This is a genomic window from Cryobacterium flavum (assembly GCF_900103805.1).
Classification (GTDB): domain Bacteria; phylum Actinomycetota; class Actinomycetes; order Actinomycetales; family Microbacteriaceae; genus Cryobacterium; species Cryobacterium flavum.
The window spans coordinates 1-21,772 of record NZ_FNIB01000020.1; the positions used below are offsets into that span (position 1 = coordinate 1).

Here is a 21,772-nt window from a genome sequence, read left to right on the forward strand (position 1 = left end):
TGTTGCGTGGGGGATGGCCCACATCAGCACGGCGTCAACGCCGAAGGCGAAGTCAAGCGGTGGTAATCATGTCATCGACGGTACCGCGGCTCCCCACCCGCAAGCCGGACGGTGACCGGGACACCCGCTCGGATGAAGGCTGCCGAGAGCGATCTGTCATTTTCGAAGTCGCCTGCAACGGCCAGGGTGTCTTCGGGGTTGTGCAGGCGAGTGTGAACACTAGCTTTTCCGCACTCCTCTGCACGACGCACATTCAGGCGGCGGTGTCCCCGGCTCGTTGGATTGCTCGGTAGGCCGTGGACCTGGCGACGCTGAAGAGTTCCGCGATCTGCGCCGTGGTGTGCTCGCCCCGCTGGTGGACCTCGACCAAGTGCTTTTCCTGCGCCGGGGACAGTTTGGGCTGCTTGCCACGCAGCCGGCCAGCCGCTTTGGCGACCTGCATCCCTTCGCGAGTGCGTGCACGGATCAGGTCGGCCTCGAATTCAGCGACCATCGCGAGAACATTGAAGAGGAGCCTGCGAACTGGGGCGGTGGGGTCGTGAACGGAGCCCCTCTCTGTCAACCTTGTATAGGGCACCGGGATCGTCCCGCATAGTGTCGTAGAGAGCGGGGAAGGATTTCTCCCTTATGGAAGCAGTAATGACAGGACCCAACTCGACGGGCAGGCTGTAGGAATGGAAGATGTTCCCGATCGCCAAGTTCCCGAGCGTGCAAGGCGGCGGATCATGATTCATACCGTAGACGCTGATCGACGGCTGGTCATTGTGCGGGTGACGCGGCCCTCTCGTGGGGATCGTTAGGGGTCCCTCTGTACCATCCACTGTCGGTCTTGATGACGGCCCAGTAGTCGCGGGCGAAGACCCGGTCCACCTAGACGTTTTCGGGCGACCAGTTTTGCGAGTGGGTCGGTGTGGACTGCCACTGGGTCTCAGCGCCCCCGGAGACGTCGAGGAGAATACGCGTGGGCTTGTTCATGGTTCCAGCCTTCCGCGACGCTACCGCGCGGGCATCCGCAGGGGTGCCTAGTAAGCTCGGGTAGACCGTTGCCACGCTGACCCAGAGGACATCCGAGTCATGAGCACACTGAACTTCGGCGGGACCGGGACTGACCCCTTGCTCCCCACGGTACCGCTGGCATGCATCCTCTCCCTCGCCCGCGAGCGACGGGCGCGCTGGCACCCTGCGTCGCCCGTGCACCTGCAGATCGCCGAGTGGGTGTGCAACCTGGTGACCTCGGGCAACCTGACCGCCGGTGACAAGCTGCCGCCGGAACGCCAGCTTGCCGAAGCCCTCGCCGTAAGCCGGATGACCCTGCGACAGGCCCTCGAAGGCCTGCAGTCCGCCGGCTGGCTCACCCGTACCCTCGGCCGCCGCGGCGGCGCCGTGATCGCCAACCACCGCTCCGACGTGGATATTTCCAATCTGGTCGGTCTGCGCACCCAACTGCTGCAGTCGGCCATGACGGCATCCTCCCGGCTCATTTCGGCCACCGTGCAGGTTCCCGACGACACCACCCGCGCGGCGCTGCGGCTCGGCCCCGACGACACCGTTTTCGACGTGATGCGGGTGCGGTTCGCCGACGACGTAGCCGTGGTACTCGAACGCTCGTTCTTTCCCACTGCCCTATTTGCCGGTCTGCTCGACCTCGACCTCACAGGGTCGATGTATTCGATCATGCGCCGGCACTATGCGCTAGGGCCGGTATCCGCCACACAGGAACTGACCGCGATCATCATCGACCCGTCCGACGCCGCCATGCTCGATGTCGCCCCGGGCAGCCCGATTCTTGGCATCGCCCGCACGTCGATCGCGGGCAACGGCACGCCGGTGGAGTTCTCCCGCGACCTGTTCCGCTCCGACACGCTGCGCGTCACCGTCTCGGGTCGCGTCATTTCGGTAACGGATGCCCTTAGCGAGCCGTCGCAGACCAGCGCGCCACAGCATTCTCCGCAGCCGAACCGAAGCGGCGGGTCAACGCTGACGGGCTGAGCGACTCCAGCACCCCGTCGCACCGCGATGCCAGCTCGCTCGCCGAGTGCGTTCCCGCGATCGCGAGCACCCGCATGCCGGCCGCTCGCGCCGCCGCGATTCCGGGAAGTGAATCCTCCAGCACTACGATCTGCCGGGGAGCGCTGAGCCCGAGCAGCTCGGCCCCGCGCAGAAAGCCCTCGGGGTCCGGTTTGCCCGCGGCCACGTCCTCCTCCGCGACAACCGTGCCCAGCAGTTCGTGCAGGCCGGCGTTCCGCAGGGCGGGCAGCACGCTCTGCCGGCCCGCCCCGGTGACCACGGCCAGGGCCAGGCCGAGCCCGGCGGCCTGCCGCACAAAGTCCCGAGCGGGTTGAGAGATCAGCTGAACCCGGGCGGCCTCCCGCTGGTATCGCCCAGTCAGCTCGGTCAGCAACTCGTCGACGGATGCGTGCGGCCGCGTGCTCTCAGCGGCGAGCAACGTCACAATTGCGCGGTCGCTGAGGCCCGCGCACACAGCGGTGTATCGGTCGGCGCTCAGCTGCACGCCCAGCTCGTCGCGCGCCAGCTCGCGGATCAAGTCACTCAACAGGTCTTCGTCGTCAGACAGGGTGCCGTTGAAATCGAGCAGTATCCCCTGCATCTCGGCCATGCTCCAGCCGACTGTCGGTGTCACAAGCTGTTCTGTCATCTCGGTCGTCCTTTGTGTTGGGTGCGTCAGGTGTCCACTATGGAACACCCAAAAAACGGTCTAGACCAAATTCAACGGACGGACACGCACAGTTCATTCGCCAGACACCTCGGTGCTCAACGCTGGGAATATCCCACCCACCACTTCTTCTGGAGCGCGACTATGCCTGCCCTTTTCTCTCGTTTGTCTCGACCGTCTTCGTCTGCGCGACGCCGTGCCGGCATCCGCTCGGTAGCGGCGGCCATCGGCCTCGCCGTCACCCTTCCACTGCTAGCCGGCTGCTCCGCGCCGACCGCGGAGGCCCGCGAAATCGGGGGAACCCTCGAGGAAATCATCGCGCTCGCCCAAGAGGAGGGGATGGTGCAGCTCATCGCCTACCCGGAGACCTGGGCGAACTACGGCGAGTCTTTCGCGGGTTTTGAAGCCAAATACGGCGTGAAGGTCGCGGTGGCCAGCCCGAACGCGTCTAGCGGCGAGGAACTCTCCGCCGTGAAGAACCTCAAGGGCCAGTCCACCCAGCCCGACGTGCTCGACATCGGCTACTCGTTCACGCAGCCGGCCATCGACCAGGATCTGCTCGACATCTACGTGCCCACCCAGATCGACGAGGTGCCCGACGGCCTCAAAGACCCCGAGGGCTACTGGGTCGGCGCGTACTACGGCGTGCTCAGCATCGGCGTGAATGCCGACGAAGTCGACGTTCCCGCCTCGTTCGCCGACCTCAAGGACCCGCAGTACAAGGGCAAGATCACCATCGGTGACCCGCGCGATGGTGCCTCCTCGCTCGCCACGGTTTTTGCTGCGGCGCTGGCCAACGGCGGCAGCCTCGACAACATCCAGCCCGGGATCGACTACTTCGCTGATCTCGCGGCGGGCGGATACCTCGTCAACTCGGTCTCGAACGCTGCCGCACTCTCGACCGGCGAGGCGGCCGTGACCTTCGACTGGAATTATAACTACAGCGGCCTCGAGGCTGAGATGACGCAGTCGGCGGTAGACCTGCAGGTTCTGGTGCCCGGCGACGGCGTGTTCGGCAACTACTACGCCCAGCCGATCACCATCGACAGCCCGCAGCCGAACGCCGCCCGCCTGTGGGTGGAGTGGCTGCTCAGCGACGAGGGCGCGATCAGCTACGCCAAGAGCGGTGCCGTGCCCGCCCGCTACGCCGCGATGGATGCCGCCGGCACCCTTCCCCAGGAAGCCCGCGACGCCCTTCCCTCGGCCGACACCCTGGCCCAGATCAACTTCCCCACGCTTGACCAGGCCGCCGCGGCGACTGAGCTCGTCGTTGACCAGTGGGGTGCCCGTGTCGCAGGCCAGTGACCTGCTCGTGCGGGGGGCAGCCCGGGCCACTGAGGCGATGTCGCGGCCGGCGGGAGGGGCATTCGCTGGCGGGGCATCCGGTGGCCAGCGGCCGCTGCTGGCGCGACTGCCGGGTCGCGACGCCCTGGGCCTGCTGCCCTACTTCGCCTTCATCGGCGTGTTTCTGCTGCTGCCGATCGTGGCCAACGTGTGGACCAGCCTGCACGACAACTCCGGTGCCTGGTCGCTCGAGTCCATGCTCAAACTCGGTGAGCAACAGTATCTCTCCGCGTTCCTGAACACCATGGCGCTCTCCGCCGGCACCGCCGTTCTCGGCGGCGCGCTCGGACTGCTCGTGGCCTGGGCTCTGGCCACGCTGCAGCGCCCGCGCTGGCTGCGCTCGATCATGCTCTCGTACTCGGTCGTCGCGTCGCAGCTCGGTGGCATTCCGTTGGCGTTTGCGTTCATCGCGGCTATTGGCTCGCAGGGCCTGATCACGATCGCCGTCTTCGACGCGACCGGGTGGGACCTCACCGAGGCCTTCGCGGTGTCATCGTTCTGGGGACTCGTTGTGGTCTACCTCTACTTTCAGGTGCCGTTGATGGCGATTCTCGTGCTGCCGGCCATCATGGGCATCCGCCGGGAATGGGGCGAATCCGCGCTGAGCCTCGGGGCCGGCCGTTGGCGCTACCTGACCGACATTCTGCTGCCCATTCTTTCCCCCGCCATTGGAGGCGCCGTGCTGCTGCTCTTCGCGAACTCGTTCAGCGCCTACGCGACCGCGTATGCCCTGAGTGGCGGTGGCGCTAACCTGGTGCCGATCCTGATCGGCTTCTTCATCTCGGGCAACGTGCTCACCGACCAGAGTTTCGGCGCCGCCCTGGCGACCGGAATGATGTTCGTGATCACGCTCGCCATGGTGCTGCGCCACCTGCTCGTGCGGCGCACCACGCGGTGGCTGCAGTGAGCGGCACGAGCCGCGTCGGCACGGGCTCTCGCAGCATTGTGCAGGAAATCGTGCTCGTCACGGCCGGGCTGCTGTTTGCGGTGCCGCTCGTGGCATCCGCTTCGTTCGGATTCACGTTGCCGGAGCAGGGGTTCTCGCTCGAACCGATGCGCGATGCCGTGGCGGACTCGGGGTTTGCCCCGCAGGTACTGCAGAGCCTGACGCTCGCCTTGCTCACCATCGTGGCATCGTTTGCGTTGCTCATTCCCACGCTCGTCTGGCTGCACCTGCGCGCGCGGCGCTGGCTGCCGCTCGCAGAGGCGCTGTCGGTGATTCCGTTTGTGGTTCCCGCGGTCGCGCTCGTCAACGGCGCCAACCTGGCATTTCGTGTTACCGTGCCCGGCTTTCTCACGAGCGTCTACAGCCTGGTGCCCTTCTATGTGATTCTCACGCTGCCGCTCGTGTACCGCGCGCTAGATGCGGGGCTTCGCGCCATCGACCTGCGCACCTTGTGCACGGCGAGTGCGAGCCTCGGGTCGGGGCCGGTGCGCACGTTCTTCAGCATCATTCTGCCAAACCTGCGGCCGGCGCTGCTGACCGCGGCACTGCTGTCGTTCACCATGGTGCTGGGTGAATACGTACTTGCCACCCTGCTGCTGCACTCGACGTTCCCGGTGTTCTTGGTGCAGATCGGGCAGGACCGCCCGCGGGCGGCGGCCGGTCTCTCGCTGATCACCATCGTGGGCACCTGGCTGGTGCTGTCGGCGCTCACCGGCCGCGGGCTCTCAAGGCGCCGCACCTCCCTCCCGTATTCCCCCGATCTAAGGACTGCCTCATGACCGGCACCAGTGCAGACGTCACCCTTCGTTCCATCAGCAAGAGCTACGCGCGCCAGAGCGTGTTGAATGACATCGACCTCTCGATTCGGGGCGGTGAACTGCTCGCCGTGCTTGGCCCGTCGGGGTGCGGTAAGACCACCGCTCTGCGGGTGATCGCCGGGCTGGAACGCCCCGATCGTGGAACCGTGCACATCGACGGCGGTGAGGTGACTCACCGGCGCATCGACAAGCGCGGCATCGGCATCGTCTTTCAGGCCTACTCGCTGTTTCCGCACCAGACGGCGGCCGAAAACGTGGCCTACGGGCTGCGGGTGAGGGGCGCCAGCCGCTCCCGCCGGACGGCCCGGGCGGCCGAGCTGCTCGCGCTGGTCGGCCTCGCCGACCACGGCGCGAAGTATCCGCAGCAACTCTCCGGCGGCCAGCAGCAGCGGGTGGCGCTCGCCCGGGCAATCGCCATCGAACCGCGCGTGCTGCTGCTCGATGAGCCGCTGTCGGCGCTGGACGCGCAGGTGCGGGTGCAGCTTCGGGAAGAGATTCGACGCATCCAGTATGAAATGGGCACCACGACCGTGCTCGTCACGCACGACCAGGAGGAGGCGCTGAGCATGGCCGACCGGGTGGCCGTGATGCACGCCGGTCGGATCGAGCAGGTCGGCACTCCGCACGAGGTGTACCGCCGGCCCGCGACCGCCTTCGTGTCGTCGTTCATCGGGGTGGTCAATCGCATTCCCGGTCGGGTCACGGGAGCCGGCCAGGTATCGGCGCTCGCCCAGCAACTTGACTTGGCCACGGCCGGGTACAGCACCGGTGACCTCGTGGAGCTTCTTGTGCGGCCCGAGCACATCAGCATCCGCCCGGAAAGCGACGGGCCAGCCGGCGCGACCGCGATCGGCACCGGCGTCGTGACCGCGCTCACGCTGCGCGGTGCCATCTCGAGCCTGACCGTGGTCTTTCCCGGACTGCCCAACCCGATTCGGGTCGACCTGCCGTCACGTGAAGCCCAGCTGTTCGAGCGCGGGTATCGGGTGCGCCTCACCGTTCACGCCGAAGATGCCCTGATCGACGCAGCCGCCGCCGACCCGGCTGCGCGGGTTGCAGCATGAGCCGCCGTAAGTTCTGCCTGATCGGCATCGACGGCCTCATCCTCGACCGGGCCCTGCGCTCCGAGGCGGCGCCGAACCTCAGCGCGTTCATCGAACGCGGTCGCCTGGCCGCGATGACCATGGATGTGCCCACTATCTCGGGGCCCGGCTGGTCGTCTATTCTCACCGGGGCCACCCACGCCGAGCACAACGTGTTCGACAACACCTTCCACGGCCACACGCTTCGGGCCAATGCCGACCTGCTCAGTCGCGCCTATTTCGCCGATCAGTCGGTGACCAGTTACGTGGCGAGCGGATGGCCCCCGCTGGCCGATCCTGCCGGCCCCGGCCCGGTGATCAGTCCCCGCCTCGACCAGCAGAACGCGGGGGTCCACAAGGTCATCGTGCGCGACGGCGAAATGTACGGCTATCGGCGCGCCGACTCCGAGGTGGCCGACATCTCGCGGTTGTACCTGAGCCAGGGCGGCCCGGATGCGAGTTTCGTGTACCTCGGCGAGGTCGATGAGGCCGGGCACGTTTACGGTGGGGCTTCGGCGGAATACCTCGTGGCCGTGACCCGAGTCGACGAGCACCTCGGCACCCTGTTGCATGCCATCGCCACGCGTGCCGCGCGCGAAGACGAAGACTGGCTGGTCGGCATCACAACGGACCACGGACACCTCGATGAGGGCGGCCACGGCGGCGGCGAAGACGTGGTGCGCAGCTCGTTCTTCGCTGTCGCGCGCTCGGTTGGCGGCGGCACGGACACGAGCACGGGCGCTGAGCCGCGGCCGGCCGAGGCCTGGTCAGCCGAGGGCGTCTCCCTGCCCGAGTCGATGCGACCCGACCAGATCGCCGCGTACCTTCTCGAGCACCTCGCATAGCCGACCCGAGCACCCGTACCGATCTATAGATAAATGCCCGGTTGCCGATGCCGTCAAGGTACCGTTCACGTTCGGGCAGAGTCCTTGCGTTTCCTGCACATGCGGCTAAGAATTGAGCTGCGGCCGCCTTCGAAGCCACCTGATGGCATCACCGAGCGGCGGTAGGACCTCGCGGCCGGATACCCGGGCTCCGAACCGGTCGTTCCGAGTGGCATACTTTGGCACCTTGTCCGAGTATCGCTGCCATCGCCCACAACCGAAAATGTCGGGAAACGTGGCCGTGAAGGTATCGATTAGATCCCCGAATGTTACGAAAGCGTGTGTTTTACTGCCACGCGCGAACATGAGTGCGGCAGCGGTTTCGCCCGACGCCTCACGTTTGACACAGTCGTCTTGAGCTTTCCAACTCTTCAATGCTGCTTCGCAGTACCACACAGATCCCGGAGGCCATATAGGTCGCGTCCCGCTGAGTGGATGCTTTGACTCATCTTTTTGCTGTGATACCCGTGTGCGTGCTCACCCAGGGAGCCACCTACCCGAACTCTTTGGTCTGGTAGGCGAGACGATCCGTTGCTTCACTCAGCGGTAGGACATCGCGAAGGATGCACACGCAGTAATGTCATACATTGCTCTGAAAAATTGGGAGAAATGGTTAGCGTCGGAGACACGCCATCTCGTTGCGATGGCCGCGGTTGAGTCGCCTCGGCCGAGTTCGTTGCGCGCACGTGGCGAGTAGCCCGACTCGGACTATCAATACCAAAAGCGACTATCCGCCACGCACGGGCAAGGCGGCGGTTGCGAACGAGGCTTGACGCCGTTTCCTCTGTGTCATTTGTGTCATTTGTGTCATTTCTGTCGCAGTTTGCACAACGAGTATCTCCACCGTGATTTCTAGGTGCGGTATAGTCCCCGTGATGGACGCGACGGGGGATCAGCGTCTCGTCGCTGCCGCTTCACGTGGTGACGAGCGGGCTTTCGGTGACCTCTACGACCTCTACGTCGAGGCGGTGTTCCTCCAAGCCGCGCGCGAGCTCGGTAGTGAAGACGGCGCTGAAGATGTGACCCAGGAAGTTTTTGCGATTGCGTGGCGAAAGCTCGCGAAGATTCGAATGGTGAACGGGTCAATTTTGCCGTGGCTGCTCCAGACGTGTCGAAATGTGACCGCCAACAGACTGCGTTCCGCTAGCCGTCGGCCAGTCACCACGGATTTCGACGATCAAGGACCTAATGTTCTTGAAGCAGAGTTACTCGATGCACGACTGGACTCGCGAATGTTGATGGACCGAGTGGAGAAGGAGGTGGCAACGATGCCGTTTTTGGATCAGCAGGTTTACCACGCCATCATCAGCCAAGGAGCTTCATACGAGGAGACGTCTCGGGCCCTCGATATCTCGATACCTTCGGTGCGCAAACGATTGAACCGGGTGCGTTCGCGGCTGAAAGGCACGTTGGGCGGCGCACGGTGAACGAGCCGCGGCTATCGCCTGAACGCCGCGCGGCGATGCGCAAGCAGGTGTTGGACTATGTCTACCACCACAAGCGCAGACGCACGCGCCGTGCCCTGGCCGGCATCGGCGTGGTCGCGACCGTCTCGCTCGGCCTGGCAGTCGTGGTCGTGATCGCTTCTCAGGGAAATACCGGGCGAGTGGGTGTCGTATTGCACGACGTCCAACCTGCACGCAGCGCACTCTGACGGTCCGGCGCAACACCGACATCATCACCGATCGCCACAACGACGCGCTTGAGTGGCACTCAGCTCTACGGCAGGCAGGCAGGCAGGCAGGCGTGAATACTGCGCCTTGGACCGCGGTCGAGTCGTGATCCGCAACTCGCATTCCACCCCTATATGTCCGCTGCGAAACAATCGTTACCCCTCCTCCGAAGTGTTCATCAGGTGTCTGCCAAAGTGCAGTTGACAGTTACCCAAATCTTCGGCGTGAGACAGATTTGGCCATGAGCCTGGCGGCCATACTTGCTAGCGGGGCGTAAACCGGTCAGTAAAGATCCGTGATTTCGTGCCCCGAGAGCGCCGACCGATCGCGGTCGGCGGGTGCCGAGGGGGAACTGATAATGATCACGCGGAACACGCCGCACAGCGCGATTCTGGAGTACAGCCAGATTCCACTGATAGCAGGCCTTCCCCCTCTTCACGGCTTCGACGCATGAGCGGCCCCAACATTCTTGAGGCGCTTGACGTCTCCGACGGCTCACGTCGCCAAGACGATAGCCCGCGGCAGCTCTCTACGGTGCGTGGCCCGTCCGACACTGTTTTCCGCGTCGCGGCGCACGGTGGTGGCGTGCTGGTGCTGTCGATCATGACGCTCGTCGGGCTCTTCCTCGCGGTCAGGGGCGCGGAAGCGATTGCATCGGCCGGGCCGTCGTTCCTCACCGAGCAGGACTGGGAACCCAACTCTGGCCGTTTCGGCATTGCCGCTGTGCTGTTTGGCACCGTGGCGATTGCGCTGATCGCGATCGTCGTCGCCCTGCCGCTCGCGGTCGGTACCGCGACGTATATTTCTGAGTACGCTCCGTTGGGGCTGAGGCCGCTGCTGGTGGGTATCGTCGATTTGATGGCCGCAATCCCCTCTGTGGTTTATGGCCTCTGGGGTATGTTCTGGCTCGAAGGGGCGATCCTGCCGGTCGCCCAATGGATTTCGACCTACTTCGGGTGGATTCCGATTTTCAACGTTCCCAACTTCAATCCAGGGGACCCCCTCGCGACACCGACGGTGTTCACCGCCAGCGCCTTCCTGGCTGGCTTAGTGGTGGCGATGATGGTCGCCCCGGTAGCCGCGTCGATCATGCGTGAGGTCTTCGCGCAGGCTCCGATCGGCGAGCGTGAGGGTGCTCTGGCTCTGGGGTCGACCAAGTGGGGGATGATCCGCTCGGTGGTTTACCCCTTCGGTATGGGCGGCATGATCGGTGGTGCCATGCTCGGCCTCGGTCGGGCGCTCGGGGAGACGATCGCGGTCTACCTTGTCATCTCGCCCGTCTTCGTCATCCAGCCGCACATTCTGCAGACCGGCAGCAACTCGATCTCCTCACTGATCGCATTGCGCTATGGGGAGGCGTCGCCGTTTGAGCTGTCCGCTCTGATGGCGGCCGGGCTGGTCTTGTTCCTCATCACGATGCTGGTCAACTTCGGTGCCGGCATCATCATCCAACGTTCCCGTTCCGGCGCGGCAAGCTGAGAGACCCCGATGACAATCACTGATACTCCCCGCACGCAGCGGCGTGCGCAAAGACCCGGACGCATCACCCGCACGGCGGTCCCGGGCCGCGATGGTCGCAGCAGCCATCCCACCCGCCCCGAGACGCGGCGAAACCTCGCGCGGATCCGCCGCGACGACGTGTTGCGCGTTGTTGGCGCAGCGGCCGCAGCCGTCGCCGGCACCGCCTGGTTGTTTGCTCAGGTTTTTCCCTTCGAGGGACCGCTCACGTTCGTCGTGATCGCCTACCTGCTCTTCGTCGGGTTCTTCGTGGTGCTGATCAGCTTCGACGACAACCGGGTGACGGTGATTGACCGAGTCGCCGCGGTGGTCATGCATTCCCTCGCGGTGGTTCTGATTTTGGCGCTTGCCGTGGTGATCGTCTTCACTCTCGGTCGCGGCTCCGAGGCCTTTCTCAATTGGAACTTCTGGGTTCAGGACCTGTCTTTGGCTGGCCCGCTCGACCCGATGACCGTCGGCGGCATGGCGCATGCGGCCATTGGCACCCTGATCATGATCTCGATCTCACTCGCTATCGCGATTCCGCTCGGGCTTCTCTGCGCGGTGTTCCTCGCTGAGTTTCCGAGTCCTTTCGCCCGCATCGTGCGCACCGTGGTTGAGGCGATGACGGCGCTGCCGTCCATCGTGTGCGGCCTCTTTATCTACGCCACCTACATCCTGTTGTTCGGCTTCGACAAATCGGGATTCGCGGCGAGCCTGGCAATCACGATCATGATCCTGCCGATCATCATCCGCTCGGCCGACGTCGTACTGCGCCTGGTGCCCGGCACGCTGAAGGAAGCGTCGCTGGCACTGGGCACCAGCCAGTGGCGCACGATCTGGCACGTGGTGCTGCCCACCAGCAAGTCCGGCCTGATGACCGCGATCATCCTCGGCACTGCCCGCGGCATCGGAGAGACCTCGCCGGTGCTGCTGACCGCCGGCTACACCACCTATTACAACCTCAACCCATTTTCCGGGCCGATGGTGTCTTTGCCTTTCGCCACCTTCACGCTGGTGAAGTCGCCCGAGCCCTCGCAGATCGCGCGAGGTTTCGGTGCCGCGGCGGTGTTGATGGTGCTGGTGTTTGTGTTGTTCCTCGTCGCCCGCATCATCGGCGGAAAGGGAGCAGGCGTGCTCTCTCCCGGGGGGCAGGCGCGAGCTCGCGCCGCTTCGCTGCGCGACGCCGTTCGATTCGACCAGCGCGTGCCGACGACACCCGATCGGCTTGACTTGCCAGCAATTCCCGACGACCAGGAGGTCCCCCGATGAGCCTGCAGAGAATCCCACGTTGGGGTGTGGCGCGCGTGACCGTCGCGTTGCTTGGCCTCGCCCTGATCGCCTCTGGCGTCTTTGGAGCCGCCGGTGCTCTACCCGCCTACGCCGTCGGAACGGTGCATTCGCCGATCGTAGGCTCAGGCTCCACCTGGTCGGCCAATGCGCTGCAGGCGTGGATTCGTAACGTGTGGGCTAACTACCAGTGGAAGATCACCTACTCCGAGTCCGGCTCGACTCAGGGTCGAAACGATTTCGCGAACGGCACCTCCGACTTCGGCGTCTCGGAGATTCCGTACGCCATCGCCAACAGCAATGAGGCGGATATTCGCCCCAGTCGCGAATTCGCGTACATGCCGATCGTCGCCGGCGGCACCGCATTCATGTACAACCTCGAAATTGGTGGTAAGCGGGTAACCAACCTGCGACTGTCGGGCGATACCATCGCGAAGATCTTCACCGGCGTGATCACTCGTTGGGACGACCCCCAGGTGAAAGTCGACAATCCCGCCCTCGTACTCCCTTCCATCCCGATCGTTCCGGTGGTGCGTTCTGACGGTTCCGGCGCCACCGCGCAGGTGTCGATCTGGCTTCGACAAGAACATGCGGGCCTGTGGGATGCGTACTGCCCGAAGGTTGGGCGTCCCCTGGTGAATGATCATTGCGGCGTCACGAGCAACTACCCGGTCATTCCCGGTTCCGGATTCGTCGCCCGATCCGGATCCAACGGTGTCGCCGGCTACGTGGCACTCCCGCATGCCGTGGGGGCGATCACCTTCGTCGAGTACTCTTACGCCCTGAACTCGGGCTACCCCGTCGCCAAGGTGCTCAACGGTGCCGGCTACTACACCGAGCCGACCGCTCAGAATGTTGCCGTTGGACTGCTCAGTGCTCAAATCAACGAAGACACCGCCTCACCCGAGTACCTCACCCAAGACCTCACCAACGTCTACACATCTGCCGACCCGCGCACGTATTCCCTCTCTTCGTACTCGTACAGCATCCTGCCGACGGCGCTGGGAGGCAGCTTCACCGAGAACAAGGGCTTGACCCTGGCGGATTTCGGCGCCTATTTTCTTTGTGAGGGCCAGCAGAGCGCCGAAGTGCTCGGCTACTCGCCGCTGCCGATCAACCTCGTGCAGGCCGGGCAGAAGCAACTGCAGAAGGTGCCGGGCGGTAACCCCGTGATCAAGGGCATCACCGACTGCAACAACCCCACTTTCTCGCCGGACGGTTCAAACAAGCTGGCGAACGAGGCACCGTACCCGGCCGATTGCGACAAGCAGGGTCCAACCCAGTGCACCACCGGTACGGGGGGCGCCAAGGACACGCCCACCGGCGCGGGAGCTGCAACGGGCCCGGGAGCGGCAACTGCCGCCGGCGATGAAACGGGGGCAGGTGGTGGGCCGGCAGCAGGTGACGGCCAGCAAGCGTCCGGCAGCGAGGGGGTGCTGGATGCGGAGACGGCGCCGGTCATCGTGGCTGCATCCCCGCAGTCCATCCCCGTGGCAGCGGTAAGCCTGCTGCCGTCATTGGCCATGGCTGGTTTCGGCGGCGGCCTGTTCGCCTTCTCGGCGATACCACCGATCCTGGGCAAACGGGGTCGCACGAGCCTGCTGCCCGATCCTGCTGACGGTATTGCAGACACATCGAGAGGACTGACACGCTCATGACTACCGCTTCAGCTCAGCACCCTTCGACCCGCAAGCGCCTCGCGCAGGCGGTGAGCCTCGTCACTGTAGCCCTGCTTGCCGGGGGTGTCATGTCGGTGAACGCAGCATCATCCGCCCAAGCCGTGGAAGATGATTCGTCCGTGACGGTGAAGTGGGCCGGCGGCAACAGCGCCGATCTACAGCAGTACCAGGTGGACCATGCCGGGCGGCTCAGCGACGCAACGGGCAACGACGCCGGCTCCGGCCATTGGGACGACTTCAAAAACCTCCAAATCACCGTCTCGCAGACCGCCGGCCTCAGCGACGGCGCCATCACCGTCTCGGCGTCGGGCATGGCCCCCACCCGGAATCAGAGCTGGGAAGGAAGTGCGAGCAACTACCTGCAACTCATGCAGTGTTGGGGCCCCGACCCGCTCGCCGACGATTTCGCAGAAACCTGCCAATACGGCGGCTGGGGTACGTCCACCGGCGGCAACGGCAATAAGGATCTTATGCAGAGAATAATCGGCGATGATACGTACAACCGTGGCGAACGCACCGCCGCACGAATCGAAAAGGGACAGGGGACGCTTCCGTTTCGTTCGGTCAGCGGTGAGGTGAGCGAACCGTACACGGTGGAATATAACAATGCACCGATCACCTACAGCGGGCTCGGGACGTTTTTTAACGCCAACACGTCAAACGAGGTGCCGTTTCTGCCCATCGATACCGACGGTCATGCCAGTACGGCCTTCGGGGTGCAGTCGGCGGCAGCGGCGCCCCACCTCGGCTGCGGCAACCCGGCATCCGCCGCTGCACAGCGGTGTTGGCTTGTGGCGGTACCCCGCGGAGTACACTCCGGCGGGATCGAGGGGAAACCCGCGTCAGATTGCATGTCAGCCGTCTTCGGCGGCCGGCCCTACGGCGCCGCAAATGACCAGCAGGTGGGATCGCCGGTTACGCCGTACTGTTCTTTCTTCGACGACCGGATCGTGATCCCCCTGGACTTCTTGGACCCTTCCGGGTCGTGTCCGGCCGGTGCCGCGGAACGCCGCCTGGTTGGCAGTGACACGGTTACCCTGGCGATCAGTGCCTGGCAGCCGGCGCTCTGCGCTGCCGACGGTGGTGCCGCCTACAGCCTCAGCACGAACTCCGGCAACGTGAACCGCTCGCAGTTGCTCACCGGCCAGGCCGATATGGCCCTGGTGTCGTCCCCCGTCAGCGCATCCAGTATCGGGCTGACCGATCCTGCCCTCGTTGAGGCGGCCGATGTGCAGTACGGACCCATCGCCAACACCGGGCTGGTCTTTGGCTTCGTCATCGCTGACGGAACCACCCAGTACACCGACGTGAAGCTGACGCCCCGGCTGCTCGCCAAACTGCTCACCGCGTCGTACTGGAGGGACAAACCGTTTCTTGACGCGAACTTTTATTCGACTCAGAGTCTCTCCAGGGAGCTGTCCGTCGCGAAGACGCTGCCAGAGGACCCGGAGTGGGCCGCCCTCGGCAACCCGGTCGAGTTCAGCAACAATAATGGGCAGGGCTTCGTCGTTGTCGGGCCGCAGGGTGACGACGCGGTGCAAGCGCTCTGGTCGTATATCCAGGCCGATGCCGATGCGCGCGCCTTCCTGGCGGGCGAACCTGACCCCTGGGGAGGAGTCGTGAACCCCTACTTCCTGCCGGCGGACCACGCCAACGCCGTCGGCGGCGGGCTTCCCTTCAATCTTGCGACCGATCCCATCGACACCTTCCTCAAGGCCGACCAGTCGATCACCCCCGACAAAGCGCAGGCTGTTGAGAGGTTTCAAGGTAACCAGCTCGACAGTGTCGCCGCGTTCCCGTATTCCACCAGCTTCACCTCGAACGCATCCCGCATCTTCAGCATCGACACCAGGACTACGTCCACTTGGGACCCGCTGAAACCCGTGGGCGCACTGGGTAACGGTGCGTTCGTCCCCGCGCCGCCGGGTTCAGCGGCAAGTCAGAAGTTCATCATGGGGCCGACCACGGCTGCGTCGGCGGCGCGCTTTAGCCTGGGCACGGCGAGCCTGCCACTGCCCTTAGCCGAACTGACCAGCGATAAAACGGTAGCCAGCGCGCGTTCCTTCGCCCGGCCGACCCCCGAATCGATGCAGAGTGCGGCGGCCGGCGCGAGTGTGGACGCTGAAACCGGATTCGCCCAGATCGACCTCGCCACCCTCAGAGACGGCGCGTATCCGCTCACCCTTGCGGTGAACGCCGCCGCGAACCTGGCCTCGACCTCGTTGGACGCGACGGCACGCACCGAGTATGCGAAGTTGCTGCGCTACGCCGCCGCTGACGGCAACACGGTTGGAACCGGGGTGGGGCAGCTGCCGCCGGGCTTTGCGCCCCTCACCAAGGCCCAGACGGCCGCGACCATTCGATTCGCCGATGCTCTGGTTGCGCCCCCGACGCTTCCGACGAACCCGGTGACCGACGTTGCCCTGCCCGCGCCGGTGGCGGGAACGACGGGTGTGTCCGTCGTGGGCGCGTCGCCGGAGGCTGCCGCACTAACTCAGGTTCAGGTGACGCAGACGCCGGTGCAGCTCACGGCCGCCAACACCGAGCTCACCTCGTCGGCCGCGCAGGGCGCGCTCGGCTTCAGCCTGCTGATCGGTATCGGCGGCCTCGCCGCGGCACCGTTTTTGCTGCGCAGGAGACGGGCCAGCGTATGACCTCGACCCGAGACGATATCAGGCGTCTCCCACAGCTACTCGATCCGCTGACGTTTCCCGGCTGAACGAGGAAGCCCCTCACCAGTCTCGCAAAAGCAGGTGAGGGGCCGAGCCCATCAGGGCAAATGATACAAGGGGGAACAATATCAGAAGGTATGAGCTAATGCAAATGAAGAAGAACTGGCGCCTTGGCGCCATCGCTGCGGCTGCGGCGGTAGCCACCATATTCACAGGCTCGTCCGCAGCCTTTGCGGATCCCAGCGGTGCTCCAACCTACCGTGCGCTCAGCGGCGTGGGATCGGACACCACTCAAGACCTGAACAACGGTCTCTCCTCGGCCATGTTCTCGGGGACAACCCGTGTCGCAGGTTCGTATAACGCGACGAACCCCACTACCGGTGCTATCCACGACCTGATCAACACACGCACCGGCGGCCCGAGCTTTGAACGACCGAACGGTTCGAGTGAGGGTGTCAACGCGCTGAAGGCCGCGAAGACAGGTACGGCATGGCGCGGTGTCACGCTGAGCGACGCAGACCTCCAGTTTGCCCGCTCGTCCAGTGCCGCATCCCAGTGGGTAGATGGTGGAACGTACTCCTACATTCCGCTGGCCCTCGACGCGGTGAGCTTTGCCGTGCACTCGAGCAACACGACGATTCCGCACGACCTTACCCAGGCCCAGCTGACGGCGATCTACAGTGCTGACAACGGGGCCAACGTGACCATCAACGGAACCAGCTACAAGGTGGGCACTGAAGGAACGGCCGGCGTTCAGATCACTCCGTTCATCCCCCAACTGGGATCGGGCACGCGCAGCTTCTGGCAGTCGCAGCTTGCACCGACTGGTTTTGGTTCCGCAGTCGCTGACGCCTACACCGGCGGCGGCGTGCAGGAGCACGACGGTAGCGTGCTGGCCGCGCTCCCGACGACGGCGATAGTGCCGTTCTCGATCGCCCAGTGGGTCGCTCAGAACAACAAGACCACCATCGAGTCGCAGTACGCCGGAGTGAGCATCACCGACCGTCGCCATGGCGCAATCCTCGGCACAATCGGTGGAATTGCGCCCACGACCGGCACCGCGCCGGTCGCGCTCAACACCATGTTCCCGATAGCACGCCCGGTCTTCACCGTCGTCAAGAACGCAGAGCTGGCCACGAACGCGCAGCTTGCCGCCGCCTTCAGCGGAGCATCCGCTCAGGCATACACGACGAACCGGCCTGGCCCGTCGACCGCGCTCGTCATCACCGACTTCGGGTTCGGCAGCCTGGCGGGCGGCGTCTCTATTGATGGGGTGACCTATACCGCCGGCGACACCGCGTCGTTCCGCGCTAACTAGATACCCGTAGCACCGGGGCTGGGGCGGCCGTTTTCAGCGGCCGCCCCAGCTTTGAGCAGTGATGTGCGCCATCAATTGCGAAAGACTTTTCCGCCCCGATTTCGAGCGGGATTCATCCGAAACCGCCTTCCCACCGCACAATGCGTCTACAACCAGAGAGATAAACAATGAAGGCATCCCGAACGGCGGCCGGTCGACAAGCGACCGGCGCGTCAATCGTCATGACAATCGTGCTCGCGCTCCTTGCGGGCGCGCCGACGGCAGCCCATGCAGCAGACGTGGTCCTCGACCCGGCGCTGCAGATCGCCGGCGCACCCCTCGTTTTCGATCCTGTGAGTCGAACGGGCGATATTGGCGCATCGAAAACATCTGCGCTTGTGTACGGCCCGGACGTGATCTCGAACGAATTGGCCAATTGTCCCGTCGGCTACCGAAGCTCGTCACGCTCCCTCGTCATCGCTCCCGACGGCACAGTATCGCCAGCCGCGGAGCGGGTACGCACTCCGCCAGGTAGTTATTATGGTCTGAACGAGACCCCGGGCGAGTACATCTACTTTGACGGCATGGCCGCCTTCGGTTGGAACGAGGTCACGTTTCAGACCGGCCTCAACCGGTTCATCGTGACGTGCGATCCCACGCCTCGAACCGCGACCGACTCGTTCGCTGATTCCAAATACTTCCTCGTTACCCTTGACGTGAACGTCGCAGCGAAATCGTGGACGGTAGTTGCCAATCCGGTGAATGAGGAAAAGCTCACTCCGTCGATCGCTTTCACAAAAACCACCGCCAACGCTGACGGCTCGGTCACTTTGACGGCCACCGTCTCCGCTGGCGCGGGTGTGGCGACCGACGCCACCGGTGTTGTATCCATCTCCGGCAACTACTCCGGGCTGGCCACACCGGTCAGCGGCGAGGCGGCAGTTTCGGCCGGGGTGGCCACCTGGAGAACACCGGTGCTTGACGCAGACCGGACATATACCTTCACGGCTGGCTACACGGCGAAGGGCGACACGAAATACACCGACTCCGCCGCCAACGCGACGACGACGGTCACCACCGTCGCCGGGCCGACACCGCCGCAGAACACCGCCATCACCGTCACGATCCCGGCGTCTGCTACCGGATTGAAGTTCACGATGACTCCGGGTGCTGTGGCCCTCAACCAGGCCGCCCTCGACGGCACCTCGTATGTGGCCACCGGATCGCTCGGCCAAGTCACCGTCTCTGACAACCGCACGGCCCGCACCGCATGGACCCTCAGCGGCAACTCCACCAACTTCATCCACGCCTCCGACGCCACGCAGACCATCGCAGCGACCAGCCTCGGCTGGAAGCCGGCCCTGGTCGGTGCAACCAATGCCGGCACGGCCGGCATCGAGGTCATCGCCGGAGCCTCCGGCGGACTGTCGGCCAGCACCCCCCTCGCCCAGGCTGCGGCCGGCGTCAGCACCGCGGACACCACCATCAATGCCGGCATCACGCTGAAAGCTCCAGCCGACTCGGCAGCTGGCGCGTATAGCGCAACACTCACTCTCACCCTCATCTAGGCACCACCTGTTTGGCCGCATCCCGCTGACTTCGGTGGGCAGGATGCGGCACCGGGGCCGCGCCTGACCAGTTCACTCCTGACACGTTCACTATTGATTTGTGCAAACCGAAAGATTCCATGACTACTCGTGTTTCGGCCCTCGCGCGACTGACGGCGGCCCTCGCCGCAGCCCTGCTTCTGGCTTCTCCCACCGCGGCGTTCGCCGAGGGGGAGAACGCTGTGACCTGGAGCGTGCAGCCGTCAACGCCGCAGGGACCGGATGATCGCACCGAGTTCGACTACACCGTCGCCCCGGGCGCCACCATCAGCGACTGGGTCGCCATCTCCAACTTCTCCTCCCGTCCCGCCACTTTCCGGGTGCACGCGGCAGACGCCACAACCGACTACAACACCGCCGCATTCACCCTGATCGGTGCTGACCAAGCATCTGTCGACGCGGGAGCGTGGACATCCGTCGACTCCGCCGCGGCGGTCTGCGCCGACACCAACGACGCGGCCGAAAGAGCCTGCGCGGCAGGTCTGGGCGTAACCATCACCCTCGAGCCCGGCAGTCGCGCCGATGTGCCCTTTACTGTGACTGTGCCCCACGATGCGACACCGGGCGATCACGCCGCGGGCATCGTGGCTTCGTTCCAGTCCGAAGCGGTCGATTCCACCGGGTCAGCCGTCAGCGTTGAGCAGCGAGTGGGCACCCGCATCTATCTGCGGGTCGAGGGTGCCCTGCTTCCCAAGCTGGCACTGACCGGGCTTGTCTCGGGCTATGACGGCTCCTGGAACCCTTTCGGCGGCGGTACCGGGCGGATCGGATTTGACGTGGCCAATACTGGCAACATGCGCCTGACGGCCACGCCGGCCGTGCACCTCACCGGCCCCTTCGGCACCGATTTCGGCACCGTCACCCTCGACCCGGTAACCGATGTGCTGCCCGGCGGCGTTGCCCATGTGGAGGCCCTTTTTGCCGACGTGCCGCCGCTCATGCTGCTGTTCGCCGATATCACCCTCGCTGCCGCTCCGGCCTCCGGTGTTGCAGCAGCGCAGGATGCTGCGCCTGCCGTTCTCACGGAGTCCACCGTCGCCTGGGCGGTGCCGTGGTCTCTGCTCGGGACCATCGCGGTGCTCGGTGGTGGGACCGGGACCTGGTTCTGGTGGCGTCGCCGGTCGCGACAGCTCCTGGGATTTGAGCTTGCGGCTTTCGCCGAGCAGATCCGTACCGAAGAACGCATCAACCGCGGGGCATCTGCCCCCGAACACGAAAGTGAGACCGCCCGATGAACGCTGTTCCCGTAACTGTCACCCCGGGCGAAGCTCGCCCGCCGAAACGCCGCAGCGCGGGGCGCCTGGTGGCATCAGCTCTGCTGCTCGGTGCGGTGACGGCGAGTCTTGGGCTTGCGGGCGGCGGTGCGGCGTTCGCCGCTGACGGTCAGGACACCGACTTCACGGTGACGATCCCCACGCCCACGCCCACGCCAACGCCCACGCCGACGCCCACGCCGACGCCCACGCCGACGCCCACGCCCACGCCAACGCCAACGCCGACGCCGACGCCAACGCCTGACCCGACGGTCGTGCCGGTTGCCACGGTGCCTCGCGCCACTGTGGGTCGCGTAGGCGGCGTGGGCGCCGATACCGTTGCCGCCGGAGGCGTAGACGGCGCTGCGGACGAGTGCACTCCGTCCGAGCCGACCGTGCCGACGGTTCCGGCTAGGACCGGTGAAAATGCCACCGTTGATCAAAAGGTCTACGAGCCAGGGCAGAAGGTGACCGCAACAGCCTCTGGGTTTGGCGTCGGAGAGCAGGTGCAACTGGTCATGTTCTCTGAGCCTGCCCTGGTCGGCAGCTTCACCGCCGACGCGCAGGGTCAGGTGCAGGCGGTTTTTCCCGTGGACGAGGCGGCCCTGCCGGGCACGCATGCGGTGCAGTTCACGGGATGGTGCACAAGGATCGCCCTGACCACTGTGTTGGTCGGCTCTGACGCGCTGGCGGCCTCGGCTGCCACGTTTCCGATGTGGGTCTGGGGAGCCGGCGGCGTTGTCGGCACGGCCGGGCTTGCATTGGTTGGCGGGCACCTGCTTCGTGTGATGCGGGTCCCAGCGCTGCCCTCGGCGACGACGACGAGCGCCTGATGGCGACGTCCACCGCCCTGCCTGCCCCATCGAGCACACCCAACACTATGGGCGTGGCCGCGCCGTCGCGGCCGCCGTCGCGACCGACCGGCATCAACCGTTTTGCGGTCACCGAGAAGTTCAGTCGAGTGCTTGCGCCGCGCCGCGCCGCGCCTAGCGGTGGGCCGCGGAAGCCGCCCCCCCGAGGCCCGGCGCGGGCAGGTGGCTCGCGGCTTCCGCCGAC

At 65.1% G+C, this 21,772-nt stretch carries 17 protein-coding genes and 1 pseudogene; 16 read left to right on the forward strand and 2 right to left on the reverse strand.

Annotated features, from left to right (window positions below):
* Nucleotides 1-253: 253 nt before the first annotated feature.
* Nucleotides 254-565, reverse strand: a pseudogene (locus BLS91_RS18080) (recombinase family protein); the annotation flags it as partial.
* A 509-nt stretch (nucleotides 566-1,074) separates the two neighbouring features.
* Here BLS91_RS18080 and BLS91_RS18085 point away from each other — a divergent pair.
* A complete protein-coding gene (locus BLS91_RS18085) occupies nucleotides 1,075-1,989 on the forward strand; it encodes a GntR family transcriptional regulator (protein WP_092342273.1) in 915 nt (304 codons plus the stop codon).
* Here the strand turns inward: BLS91_RS18085 and BLS91_RS18090 are convergent.
* On the reverse strand, nucleotides 1,910-2,656 hold the full coding sequence (locus BLS91_RS18090; protein WP_092342274.1) for an HAD family hydrolase: 747 nt from the start codon (nucleotides 2,654-2,656) through the stop codon (nucleotides 1,910-1,912). The genes BLS91_RS18085 and BLS91_RS18090 overlap by 80 nt on opposite strands.
* 162 nt (nucleotides 2,657-2,818) lie before the next feature.
* Between BLS91_RS18090 and BLS91_RS18095 the strand changes: the two genes are divergently transcribed.
* From BLS91_RS18095 to BLS91_RS20385, 15 genes are all read left to right on the forward strand, one after another.
* Complete coding sequence (locus tag BLS91_RS18095; RefSeq protein WP_092342276.1) at nucleotides 2,819-3,979, forward strand: ABC transporter substrate-binding protein; 1,161 nt, start codon at nucleotides 2,819-2,821, stop codon at nucleotides 3,977-3,979.
* Nucleotides 3,963-4,925, forward strand: a complete 963-nt coding sequence (locus BLS91_RS18100; RefSeq protein WP_198412695.1) for an ABC transporter permease — start codon at nucleotides 3,963-3,965, stop codon at nucleotides 4,923-4,925. Before BLS91_RS18095 ends, BLS91_RS18100 begins: the two co-directional genes overlap by 17 nt.
* The gene (locus BLS91_RS18105; protein WP_092342278.1) at nucleotides 4,922-5,743 is read left to right on the forward strand and encodes an ABC transporter permease; all 822 of its coding nucleotides are present in this window, start codon (nucleotides 4,922-4,924) and stop codon (nucleotides 5,741-5,743) included. Before BLS91_RS18100 ends, BLS91_RS18105 begins: the two co-directional genes overlap by 4 nt.
* On the forward strand, nucleotides 5,740-6,846 hold the full coding sequence (locus BLS91_RS18110) for an ABC transporter ATP-binding protein (RefSeq protein WP_092342280.1): 1,107 nt from the start codon (nucleotides 5,740-5,742) through the stop codon (nucleotides 6,844-6,846). Before BLS91_RS18105 ends, BLS91_RS18110 begins: the two co-directional genes overlap by 4 nt.
* A complete protein-coding gene (locus BLS91_RS18115; protein ID WP_092342282.1) occupies nucleotides 6,843-7,709 on the forward strand; it encodes an alkaline phosphatase family protein in 867 nt (288 codons plus the stop codon). The genes BLS91_RS18110 and BLS91_RS18115 overlap by 4 nt, the downstream gene beginning before the upstream one ends.
* A 914-nt stretch (nucleotides 7,710-8,623) precedes the next feature.
* Complete coding sequence (locus BLS91_RS18120) at nucleotides 8,624-9,175, forward strand: RNA polymerase sigma factor (protein WP_134505122.1); 552 nt, start codon at nucleotides 8,624-8,626, stop codon at nucleotides 9,173-9,175.
* A 35-nt stretch (nucleotides 9,176-9,210) separates the two neighbouring features.
* Nucleotides 9,211-9,402, forward strand: coding sequence for a hypothetical protein (locus BLS91_RS18125; protein WP_092342286.1), 192 nt, complete (start codon nucleotides 9,211-9,213; stop codon nucleotides 9,400-9,402).
* 469 nt (nucleotides 9,403-9,871) lie between these two features.
* A complete protein-coding gene (pstC, locus tag BLS91_RS18130; protein WP_092342288.1) occupies nucleotides 9,872-10,900 on the forward strand; it encodes a phosphate ABC transporter permease subunit PstC in 1,029 nt (342 codons plus the stop codon).
* Between the two features lie 9 nt (nucleotides 10,901-10,909).
* Entirely contained in the window at nucleotides 10,910-12,190 is a 1,281-nt protein-coding gene (gene pstA, locus BLS91_RS18135) for a phosphate ABC transporter permease PstA (RefSeq protein ID WP_092342289.1), read from the forward strand.
* Nucleotides 12,187-13,866, forward strand: a complete 1,680-nt coding sequence (locus BLS91_RS18140; RefSeq protein ID WP_092342291.1) for a substrate-binding domain-containing protein — start codon at nucleotides 12,187-12,189, stop codon at nucleotides 13,864-13,866. The genes pstA and BLS91_RS18140 overlap by 4 nt, the downstream gene beginning before the upstream one ends.
* The gene (locus BLS91_RS18145; RefSeq protein ID WP_092342293.1) at nucleotides 13,863-16,541 is read left to right on the forward strand and encodes a hypothetical protein; all 2,679 of its coding nucleotides are present in this window, start codon (nucleotides 13,863-13,865) and stop codon (nucleotides 16,539-16,541) included. The genes BLS91_RS18140 and BLS91_RS18145 overlap by 4 nt, the downstream gene beginning before the upstream one ends.
* 169 nt (nucleotides 16,542-16,710) lie before the next feature.
* Nucleotides 16,711-17,877, forward strand: a complete 1,167-nt coding sequence (locus BLS91_RS18150; RefSeq protein WP_134505124.1) for a type 2 periplasmic-binding domain-containing protein — start codon at nucleotides 16,711-16,713, stop codon at nucleotides 17,875-17,877.
* 167 nt (nucleotides 17,878-18,044) lie between these two features.
* Nucleotides 18,045-19,424, forward strand: a complete 1,380-nt coding sequence (locus BLS91_RS18155) for a WxL domain-containing protein (RefSeq protein WP_092342297.1) — start codon at nucleotides 18,045-18,047, stop codon at nucleotides 19,422-19,424.
* A 119-nt stretch (nucleotides 19,425-19,543) separates the two neighbouring features.
* Nucleotides 19,544-20,698, forward strand: a complete 1,155-nt coding sequence (locus BLS91_RS18160; protein ID WP_092342299.1) for a WxL protein peptidoglycan domain-containing protein — start codon at nucleotides 19,544-19,546, stop codon at nucleotides 20,696-20,698.
* A complete protein-coding gene (locus BLS91_RS20385; protein WP_194087797.1) occupies nucleotides 20,695-21,549 on the forward strand; it encodes a hypothetical protein in 855 nt (284 codons plus the stop codon). Before BLS91_RS18160 ends, BLS91_RS20385 begins: the two co-directional genes overlap by 4 nt.
* The last annotated feature ends 223 nt before the right edge of the window (nucleotides 21,550-21,772 follow it).

Excerpts from the sequence above, each read along its gene's own strand:
- BLS91_RS18085 (WP_092342273.1), top strand. The coding sequence starts at position 1,075 with ATGAGCACACTGAACTTCGGCGGGACCGGGACTGACCCCTTGCTCCCC.
- BLS91_RS18090 (WP_092342274.1), bottom strand. The coding sequence starts at position 2,656 with ATGACAGAACAGCTTGTGACACCGACAGTCGGCTGGAGCATGGCCGAG.
- BLS91_RS18095 (WP_092342276.1), top strand. The coding sequence starts at position 2,819 with ATGCCTGCCCTTTTCTCTCGTTTGTCTCGACCGTCTTCGTCTGCGCGA.
- BLS91_RS18110 (WP_092342280.1), top strand. The coding sequence starts at position 5,740 with ATGACCGGCACCAGTGCAGACGTCACCCTTCGTTCCATCAGCAAGAGC.
- BLS91_RS18115 (WP_092342282.1), top strand. The coding sequence starts at position 6,843 with ATGAGCCGCCGTAAGTTCTGCCTGATCGGCATCGACGGCCTCATCCTC.
- BLS91_RS18120 (WP_134505122.1), top strand. The coding sequence starts at position 8,624 with ATGGACGCGACGGGGGATCAGCGTCTCGTCGCTGCCGCTTCACGTGGT.
- BLS91_RS18125 (WP_092342286.1), top strand. The coding sequence starts at position 9,211 with ATGCGCAAGCAGGTGTTGGACTATGTCTACCACCACAAGCGCAGACGC.
- pstC (WP_092342288.1), top strand. The coding sequence starts at position 9,872 with ATGAGCGGCCCCAACATTCTTGAGGCGCTTGACGTCTCCGACGGCTCA.
- pstA (WP_092342289.1), top strand. The coding sequence starts at position 10,910 with ATGACAATCACTGATACTCCCCGCACGCAGCGGCGTGCGCAAAGACCC.
- BLS91_RS18140 (WP_092342291.1), top strand. The coding sequence starts at position 12,187 with ATGAGCCTGCAGAGAATCCCACGTTGGGGTGTGGCGCGCGTGACCGTC.
- BLS91_RS18145 (WP_092342293.1), top strand. The coding sequence starts at position 13,863 with ATGACTACCGCTTCAGCTCAGCACCCTTCGACCCGCAAGCGCCTCGCG.
- BLS91_RS18150 (WP_134505124.1), top strand. The coding sequence starts at position 16,711 with ATGAAGAAGAACTGGCGCCTTGGCGCCATCGCTGCGGCTGCGGCGGTA.
- BLS91_RS18155 (WP_092342297.1), top strand. The coding sequence starts at position 18,045 with ATGAAGGCATCCCGAACGGCGGCCGGTCGACAAGCGACCGGCGCGTCA.
- BLS91_RS18160 (WP_092342299.1), top strand. The coding sequence starts at position 19,544 with ATGACTACTCGTGTTTCGGCCCTCGCGCGACTGACGGCGGCCCTCGCC.
- BLS91_RS20385 (WP_194087797.1), top strand. The coding sequence starts at position 20,695 with ATGAACGCTGTTCCCGTAACTGTCACCCCGGGCGAAGCTCGCCCGCCG.